This is a genomic window from Rhodococcus sp. BS-15, from assembly GCF_000813105.1.
Taxonomy (GTDB): Bacteria; Actinomycetota; Actinomycetes; order Mycobacteriales; family Mycobacteriaceae; genus Rhodococcoides.
On the sequence record NZ_BAOX01000304.1, the window covers coordinates 1 to 5,735 of the forward strand.

4 protein-coding genes, 1 pseudogene and 1 riboswitch are annotated in these 5,735 nt (G+C 65.2%); of the genes and pseudogenes, 3 read left to right on the top strand and 2 right to left on the bottom strand.

Annotated features, from left to right (window positions below; translation table 11 throughout):
- Positions 1-1,214: mycothione reductase (locus RHBS_RS23345; protein WP_128646534.1), on the bottom strand; the 1,214-nt coding region annotated here is incomplete at its 3' end.
- Entirely contained in the window at positions 1,211-2,251 is a 1,041-nt protein-coding gene (locus RHBS_RS23350; protein ID WP_183130174.1) for an alpha/beta hydrolase, read from the bottom strand. The genes RHBS_RS23345 and RHBS_RS23350, both read right to left, overlap by 4 nt.
- A 255-nt stretch (positions 2,252-2,506) precedes the next feature.
- Here RHBS_RS23350 and mqo point away from each other — a divergent pair.
- The 3 genes and pseudogenes from mqo to RHBS_RS23365 all read left to right on the top strand — a co-directional run.
- Positions 2,507-3,963: pseudogene (gene mqo / locus RHBS_RS23355) on the top strand (malate dehydrogenase (quinone)).
- Positions 3,964-3,974: 11 nt separating this feature from the next.
- On the top strand, positions 3,975-4,451 hold the full coding sequence (locus RHBS_RS23360; protein WP_027496727.1) for a GNAT family N-acetyltransferase: 477 nt from the start codon (positions 3,975-3,977) through the stop codon (positions 4,449-4,451).
- A gap of 85 nt (positions 4,452-4,536) precedes the next feature.
- A riboswitch (cobalamin riboswitch) is annotated at positions 4,537-4,687 on the top strand.
- A 46-nt stretch (positions 4,688-4,733) separates the two neighbouring features.
- The coding region (locus tag RHBS_RS23365) for an AAA family ATPase (RefSeq protein WP_148311812.1) at positions 4,734-5,735 on the top strand (1,002 nt) is incomplete at its 3' end.

The following is a 5,735-nucleotide window of genomic DNA, read 5'->3' on the forward strand; positions in this document are numbered from 1 at the left end:
CCGGTGCCCTTCTCGGCGATGATCTTGCACAGGCCTTCGCTGTCCTCCATCGCCCAGCCGTAGGCGACATCCCCGTAGTTCTGAACCTTGACGGTGATGTCCAGGCCCGCGTCACGGGCTTGATCCTCGGTCATGCCCACCTCGGCGATCTGCGGATCGGTGAACACCGCCGCGGGAACGAATCGGTGGTCGTTGGTGCGCAGTGCGGCGGTGTCCCCGCGCCACGCGTCGTGCAGCAGGTTGTGCTGAACCACTCGTGCTTCCTGGTTGGCCACATGCTTGAGCTGGTAGGGCGACGAGACGTCGCCGAGAGCGAACACGCCCTCGGCGGTGGTGCGGCCGAACTCGTCCACCACGATGCGTCCCTCGTCGTCCATGGCGATGCCTGCCGTGTCCAGACCGAGACGGTCACCGTTCGGCTCACGGCCCACAGCGATGAGGAAGGCGTCGCCGACAACCTTGGTGCCGTCGGCCAGTTCGATTCCGTGCAGTGTGCCGTCGGTCGCGGGCCGGGTCTCACCGGAGTCGAGATGGACGTCCCACTTGGCGCGGGCGAGATCGGTGAACCGCTGCGAGATGTCGGCGTCCAGCGCGCGGAGCAAGGTGTCCTTGCGGGCGACGATCGACACCTTGGAGCCGAGGGCGGAGAACACGTGCGCGAATTCCGCTGCGATGTAACCGGATCCGAGAATCACCAGATGCTCGGGCAGCTCGCGCAGACGCATCACGTCGCCGTTGGTGTGGTACTTCACGCCCGAATCGGCGAAGGACTGCGGCACCACCGGCCGGGATCCGGCAGCGATGACGATCTGGTCGGCGGTGATGACGGTGCCCGTGCCGGTATCGATCGTGCGCGGGCCGACGAAGGTGGCATGCCCCTCGAACAGGGTGACATTGGGGCTGCCCTCGGCGCGGTAGCGCTTGCCGCCCTCCGAGATGGGGTCGATGCGGCCGAAGACGCGGTCGACGATGTTCGGCCAGCGCACCGCGTCCACATGGGCGTCGACACCGTATTTCGCGGAATCACGCACCGTCCGCGCAACTTCGGCTGCGTAGACGAACATCTTCGTGGGAATGCAGCCGACGTTGAGGCAGGTGCCGCCGAAGGTCGAGTTCTCTTCGAGCAGAGCGATCTTCTTGTCCTCGAAGCGCGAATCGGCGATGGAGTTGCCGGATCCGGAGCCGATGATCGCGACGTCGAAATGCTCGGTCATGAAATGTGCCCGCTCTCGGTGTGGTCCTTGCCCGACGCGTGGTCGGAGCTCTCGCTTCGATGCAACCAGTCGATCCACTCGTCCATTTCCTCGAAGGCCCGCGCTCGTGGGGCCTCGGTGGACAGGAAGACGTCGTGGCGGGCCCCCTCGATGGGCACGATCGTGGTGCGGTCACCCAGGCAGCCGGCCCAGCGGGCGATCTGGCGAACGTCCAGTACGGCATCTGCGGCGTCGACGGCGGAGCTGTACCGGCGTGAGAAGTGCGTCACTTTCGAGCGCAGAATCAGTGCGGGGATGCCGATGTCGAGGCCGCGATGGAGTTCGGCGTGACCGTGGCGGACGGCGCGGATCCAGCCGAAGGTGATGGGGAAGCCGGCGAGTGGCTTCCAGTCGAGGTCGTAGTCCCATTCGCCCTTCTCGGACGCAGCGAGCGACAGACCGTAGGTGTCGAGGCCGCCGCCGGGGACCTGCGCCTTGGACCGGAATCGGCCGATGACGTCGATCGCTGCGGTGCCGACGCTGCGAATGGCGGGCGGACCCTGCAGGTCGAACCAGGGGCTGTTGAGCACCACGCCTGCCAGGCCGAGGCCTGCGGACCCGCCTTCTCGGCGGTTGAGGCGGTTCAGCCAGAGCGGCAGTACGAGCCCTCCCGTCGAGTGCGCCATGAGCAGCACCGGGGCGTCGGCGCGTTCGGCGCGGACCAGGGCGAGAGCCTCGTTGAGCTCGGTGTCGTACATCGCCAGATCGGTTACGAAGTGCGCGGTCTGACCCTCACGGCGCGAGCGTCCGCATTTACGCAGGTCCAGTGCGTAGAAGGCGTACCCCTTGGCGGCGAAGTGTTCAGCGATGTGTCGCTGGAAGAAGTAGTCGGTGAAACCGTGGACGTAGATCACCGCGCGCTCGAAGTTCGCAGCGCCCGAGGGTTGATACCGCACGAGAGTGGCCTCGACCTGCCCCTCGCCGTCCGGATCGTCACCGAGTGGAATGGTCGTCTGTTCGTAGCCGTCGCCGAGGACATCGGGCACCCAGGTAGTCACAGATCACAACTGTAGTGGGCGCCGCGGACGGCGTCCGAGGAGCACAATCGAGACCGGGTTGACGTGGTGTCCGATGGGGTAGGCCCAGCTAGTAACCTGACCGCACCGGGTGAGTAGCCCCTCTACAGCAGAGTTCTTCGGTCGATGCCGCCACCGGCCGAGATCTCGACAGACAAGGAAGTCGATTCTCCAGTGTCCAAAGATGAGCAGGGTAAGCGGATCAAGACCGACGTCGTTCTGGTCGGTGCCGGAATCATGAGCGCCACCCTCGGTGCGCTGCTCCGTCAGCTCGAGCCGAACTGGTCGATCGACGTCTACGAGCGGCTCGACGCGGCCGCGGCCGAGAGCAGCGACGCGTGGAACAACGCGGGCACCGGTCACTCGGCACTGTGCGAGCTGAACTACACGCCGCAGAACAAGGACGGCAGCGTCGATATCGCCAAGGCGCTCAACGTCAACGAGCAGTTCCAGGTGTCGCGTCAGTTCTGGGCCCACGGCATCGAGACCGGTGTTCTCTCCGACGCCAAGAACTTCATCAACCCCATTCCGCACGTGAGCTTCGTGCACGGGGCCGAGAACGCGAAGTACCTCCGGGCTCGGTACGAGGCGCTCGTGGGCAACCCACTGTTCGCAGGCATGGAGTACATCGACTCCAAGGACGAGTTCTCGGCGCGACTGCCGTTGATGGCCAAGGGCCGTGACTTCTCGGATCCGGTGGCGCTGAACTGGAGCCAGGAGGGCACCGACGTCGATTTCGGCGCACTCACCAAGCAGCTGCTGAACTACCTGTCGTCCGCGGGCGGCACCGTGCACTTCGGCCACGATGTGCGCAACATCACCAAGCAGTCCGACGGCACCTGGGACGTCAAGGTCGCCAACCAGCGCACCGGCGCGAAGAAGACCGTCAACGCCAAGTTCGTGTTCGTCGGTGCAGGCGGCGGCGCACTGCACCTGCTGCAGAAGTCCGGGATCGCGGAGATCAAGGGATTCGGCGGCTTCCCGGTCAGCGGCGAGTGGTTGCGGTGCACCGATCCGGCACTGATCGAGCAGCATTCGGCCAAGGTGTACGGCAAGGCGTCGGTCGGAGCTCCGCCGATGTCGGTGCCGCACCTCGACACCCGCGTGATCAACGGCCAGCAGGGTCTGCTGTTCGGCCCGTACGCCGGTTGGTCGCCCAAGTTCCTCAAGCAGGGCAAGATCACCGACCTGCCCAGCTCGGTCAAGCCCGGCAACCTGATGTCGATGCTCGGAGTCGGCGTGACCGAACTCGGACTCGTCAAGTACCTGGTCAGTGAGTTGGCTCAGTCGCAGGCGGATCGTGTCGAGACGCTGCGCGAGTTCGCGCCCTCGGTGCTCGGCGAGAACTGGGAGCTCGTCACCGCGGGTCAGCGCGTCCAGGTGATCCGTAAGAAGGGTCGCGGCGGCGTGCTCGAATTCGGCACCGCTGTGGTCAACGCTGCGGACGGCACGATCGCGGGACTGCTCGGTGCCTCGCCCGGTGCTTCCACCGCTGTTCCGGCCATGCTGGACGTGCTGCAGCGTTGCTTCGGAGACAAGTACGACGCATGGCAGCCAAAGCTCAAGGAAATGGTCCCTCGCTCGGGGTCAAGCTGGCGCAGAACAGCTCGTTGTTCGACGAGGTCTGGGGCTGGACGTCGAAAACACTGGAACTCGAAAACACGCGTGAGCTCGCACAGTCCACGGGTGTGTGATAGCAAAAGGTATGAATACGCAAGCAGCAGCTCTCAAACGATCATGGGCACTAGACCTGTCCAACAGCACGTTGTACGACCTGTTGAAGCTGCGTGTCGAGGTGTTCGTGGTCGAGCAGGCGTGTGCGTACCCGGAGTTGGACGGGCGTGACCTGCTGACCGAGACACGGCACTTCTGGCTCGAACGGGACGGCGAAGTGGTGTGCACACTCCGCTTGCTCGAGGAGCACGACGACGGCGAGAAGGCGTTCCGTATCGGCCGGCTCTGCACGCAGCGCTCGGCCAGGGGACAGGGCCACACCACGCGAATTCTGCGGGCCGCGCTTGCCGAGGTCGGCTCTGCCCCGTGCCGGATCAACGCTCAGAGCTACCTCGTCGACATGTACGCCAAGCACGGGTTCCTGCCCGACGGCGAAGAAGTTCTCGAGGACGGCATCCCGCACACCCCGATGCGTCGGGGCGGCGGCACCGCCTGGAGCGAGGCCTGACCTTTCGCAGTACTCGATTACCAGTGAGGTCATTCCGCAGGCTCCACTCCCGGAACGAATGCCACACCCGGTCCAGACCGTGTGTGGCATTCGTTCGTTCGGCGGTAGTGTTCCGTTCGAAGTCGGTCGCGGAGAAGTCCTGTGTCAATCAGGCGCGGTCCCGCCACTGTGTTCAGGAGAATCTTCGATCAGGAGATTTCCCTGTCAGCCAGATCGCCGCCCGGCTTCGCGTATCTCGACCGAACGTCCGGCGCGGAACTCCGGGCACGAAGGGAATTGGCTGTGCAGCGAAGTAGGAGTGTTCCCGAACCGGGATATCCGTTCAGTGCGATCGTCGGTCAGGATCAACTGAGGTTGTCGTTGATTCTGTGCGCCGTGCACCCCGGTATCGGCGGTGTACTGGTGCGAGGAGAGAAGGGCACCGCGAAATCGACGGTGGTGCGCGCACTCGCGACCCTGCTGCCTGCTGTGGAGGACGAGGACGGCTCGCGCCCGGCGAAGCTCGTCGAACTCCCGGTGGGGGCAACCGAGGACAGAGTGGTGGGGTCCATCGACCTCGAGAAGGTTCTGCGCGACGGCGAGCGTGCGTTTCAACCCGGTCTCCTCGCGGCCGCGCACCGTGGTGTTCTCTACGTCGACGAAGTGAACCTGCTGCACGATCATCTGGTCGACGTGCTGCTCGACGCGGCCGCAATGGGCCGGGTGCACGTCGAGCGTGACGGTGTATCTCATTCTCACCCTGCGCAATTCGTGCTCGTCGGCACGATGAATCCCGAGGAGGGTGAGCTTCGCCCGCAGCTGCTCGACCGGTTCGGTCTGGCTGTGGAGGTGACGGCTTCGCGGGACGTGGACGTCCGAATGAACGTCGTCCGCCGCCGGATGAACTACGAGCGTGATCCGCACGCGTTCGCCGCCGAATTCCGCAACGACGACATCGCCGTGGCCGAGCAGATTCTGGCCGCCCGGAAGATTCTCGACGATGTGGTGTTGAGCGACAAGGAACTTCGTCGTATCGCGGCGCTGTGTGCGTCCTTCGACGTCGACGGTATGCGCGCCGATCTCGTTCTGGCTCGTACCGCGTCCGCCCACGCCGCCTGGCGAGGCGCGAGCGAGGTGGCCGAGGAGGACGTGCGGATTGCCGCCGAACTGGCTCTGCCGCACCGGCGTCGGCGCGATCCCTCCGACGAGCCGGGCATCGAAGACAAACAGTTGGACGAGGCCATGCGGGACGCCGCCGAACAGGCCGAGCAACAACCCGATCCGGAGCCCGACCCCGACGGCGGA